Below are 3,097 nucleotides of genomic sequence, written 5' to 3'. Positions count from 1 at the left end.
ATTTATTCCTGTTTCAAAATTGGCCCCACGGATTTTTCGATCAGTTATTCCTGATATCTGTTGAGCATCTTCGAACCGTTCTATATGAAGGTTGGTTTGAGCGGATGCTATTGTGGTTTCTTTTATGTTTGAAACTTCATGATCTGCTATCGGTTCTTCCATTTTTGAGGAATCGTCTTCATCTTTTACAGATTCTCTGTCCACACTTGTGTCTGGAATTCCGGAGATCATGGGAGGCTCTGTAATTTCGGATTCTGTAGGCGGGCCCTGCTGCTCTGCGAGTTCGTTTAAACGACTGTAATTATCGAATGTAAAATAACCCAGCATAATTATGATCAAGGCTGATGCAGCGGCCATCCAAACCAGTTTTTTCCTGTATGCAATATGAGCATCCTTCAGGTCTAATTTTTGTTTCATCTGGTCCCAATCCTCTTCCCTGAAAGCAATGTCGTACTCTTTTGCCTTTTTTTGAAAAAGCCTGTCTAGTGGATCGTTATGATTTTTATTTTCTGGCATTGTAATTTGGCAGTGTTAAATTTTTTTCCAAAATCGACCTTAGATTTTGTTTCGCTTTAAAAAAATTTGATTTAGAAGTGCCCTCCGCTATATGGAGCTTCCTGGCAATTTCTTTATGTGTGAAACCTTCTATTACATAGAGATTAAATATTGTTCTGTAAACCGGAGAAAGAAGCTGAACCATCTCTATCATTTCACGGTATGTTATCCCGCTGATAATTGATTCATCTTCCGAAATACTGTTTTCTTGTAAATCAACTACAGGACGTTCTTTCTCTTTTTTGGTTTTATGATAATGGTTGATAGCCGTGTTGATCAGAATTCTACGAAACCACGGTTTGAATGGCCGGTTGAGATTATATTCTTTGATATTATCATACACTTTCATAAATGCATCATTGAGGATTGCAGCAGCTTCATTTCGCGTATCTGCGTATCTCAACGTTATACTCATGCCGTATGCATAGTACATCTCGTAAAGCTCTTTCTGGCTTTTCCTGTGCCGCTTTCGACAACCTTTGATAATCTTTTTAAACAAGATTTATTGGTTCCTCCGGGGAGTAACAGTTCAGAAAACAGTTTTCAATACCATCTATTTAGCTATATAGCAGGTAGTTGTAAAGAGTTGGCTTCCTAATTCTAATTCATTAAATATCATTCAAAGCCCAAAAACCCTGTGAATATTAAAACCGAAGCGAAAGTCACCTTCAAAAAACCGATCACGATTATTTGCCATCATAAACTGCTCTCCGTGCCATTGTGAACTGGTAAAGAAGATCTGAAAAATGTGGCCGCCCGTATTAATATTAAGTGCTGCTCCCAGTGCATTATGTGTACCGGTGTATCGCTTACCTAAGACAGGTAAATATTCTGTGCTGATCGAAAATCTTTCATTTAATTCATATTGGCTTAGTATACCAATTCCGAATAATTGGTTTTGATTGCCGGGTGAAATATTGTTGAAATGTGCTGCCATAGGGGTAAGCTGCAAACTGAAACGATCAAACTTCTTTGCAGCCAAAACGGATACCAGGTAACTGATCCTGTCAGAAAATTCAAGTCCGACGCCTGAAAGAGTGCTGATGCCGGATGAAAACTTTATGGCCAGATCAAATGGTATATCTCCTGAAGTGGACTGTCGTAAAATGTTATATTTACCCCTGAAATCGACAATTTTATTGAAAGTCATTCTGCCTATACCAAGAGAGAATCGATCAGTAAATCCGTAGTCGAGCCCAAGTCGTGTATTTGCACCGTCATCAAGTCCGAAGAAACGGTCTATTCCACCTCTTAAAGGTCCGAATATGTGGGCTATGGTCGAATTCAGATTTCCTGCTGACAAATTTCGTACTGTGCTTACTCCTATAACGGATGAAGCCCAGAATATATCGCTCACCGGTTCATCGGTCTGAACACGTTCTCGGGGTATCTGTGCTTCAGAATACTCAAAATTTGCAGTGACTAATATGAAGCATAGAAGTATTCCAAAAGGTATCAGTTGTTTCATGAGGCCTTGGTTTTATGATTTATAAATTCTCTCTTTCCCTGGGCTTGAGTGTAGCCTCAAGAAGTATTTTCTGCTCCTCATTCACCTTGTAAAACAAAATGCCGGGAGGTTCAATATTGTAGTCATCCAGGTTCAGAGTCCAGGATGCCTCCAGTGTAAGCTGGTCGCCGTTAACCTGAATATTACCATCGATTTTTACCTTCCGGGTTACTCCTTTGATTGTAAAGTCGCCGTTCACTGTAACTTGCTGTTTCTCGGTTGTATCCATATCAAACATGGATTCAAGTGAACCTGTAAATTCTGCAAAAGGATACTCATCGACGTTTAACGTACGGTACATATCCCTGTCGCGACGGTCAATTCCGGTTTTAAGAGTATTCAGATCCAGATAAAAGTCTACCATATTTTCTTCAGGATCAATCATCCCGGTAAGATGTTCAGACTCTCCTGTGAAACTGTGAAGGGGTACGCTGGATTCGAATTCTGCATACCCCGATTCGGTCATGTAGATTACGTCCTCAGTTACCTGTTCTGAAGGCGGAAACTGCATCAGTAATAGGAGAAGAAGAAAATAGAACACTGTTATCCGGTTAGATTGAATATTCTGCGGTTGAACCAAGAACGATAATCGGTAGCAGCTCAGCCGTTATCAATAACCGTTACAGTAGCTGTCATTCCGGAATGGGGTCTGCAGAAATAGTCGAACTGGCCTACCTCATCGAATGTGTAGGTAAATGTATCACCGGGAGATAAATTTCCGCTGTCAAAAAGTTCGTCATAAGTTCGGTTAGAACCACTGGTAACGGTATGCACTTCACTGCTTTTATTTTCCCATGTAACAGTTGTACCTACTTCTACTTCAAGGTTACCCGGATTGAATGCACGCCCTTCCATCCAAACTTCATCCGGAGCCTGTTGGGTGCCTCCGTTATCATCTCCATCCCCATTTCCGACATCGGTATCCGTAGTGCTGTCACTACACCCTGCAAGACCAATAAAAACTAACATCATTAACAGAATGATAAGTGGTGGTTTACTCTTTGATAGTATGTTTCTCCAGGCATTTGTATTTGA

At 40.5% G+C, this 3,097-nt stretch carries 5 protein-coding genes; all 5 read right to left on the bottom strand.

The genetic code is table 11. The features are described 5' to 3' along the window. The coding region (locus ACESM0_RS13505; RefSeq protein ID WP_372906729.1) for a hypothetical protein at positions 1-516 on the bottom strand (516 nt) is incomplete at its 3' end. After that, complete coding sequence (locus tag ACESM0_RS13500) at positions 503-1,054, bottom strand: RNA polymerase sigma factor (RefSeq protein ID WP_372906728.1); 552 nt, start codon at positions 1,052-1,054, stop codon at positions 503-505. The genes ACESM0_RS13505 and ACESM0_RS13500, both read right to left, overlap by 14 nt. 120 nt (positions 1,055-1,174) lie before the next feature. Then, positions 1,175-2,023: a DUF5777 family beta-barrel protein gene (locus ACESM0_RS13495; RefSeq protein ID WP_372906727.1), complete on the bottom strand. Its 849-nt coding sequence runs from the start codon at positions 2,021-2,023 to the stop codon at positions 1,175-1,177. Between the two features lie 19 nt (positions 2,024-2,042). After that, positions 2,043-2,603, bottom strand: a complete 561-nt coding sequence (locus tag ACESM0_RS13490) for a YceI family protein (protein WP_372906726.1) — start codon at positions 2,601-2,603, stop codon at positions 2,043-2,045. Between the two features lie 59 nt (positions 2,604-2,662). After that, a partial coding sequence (locus ACESM0_RS13485) for a plastocyanin/azurin family copper-binding protein (protein ID WP_372906725.1) occupies positions 2,663-3,097 on the bottom strand: 435 nt, incomplete at its 5' end.

This window comes from Rhodohalobacter sp. (assembly GCF_041686455.1).
GTDB lineage: Bacteria > Bacteroidota > Rhodothermia > Balneolales > Balneolaceae > Rhodohalobacter.
Note: the sequence above shows the minus strand (reverse complement) of the source record. Positions and strands in the feature narration are given on the sequence as shown.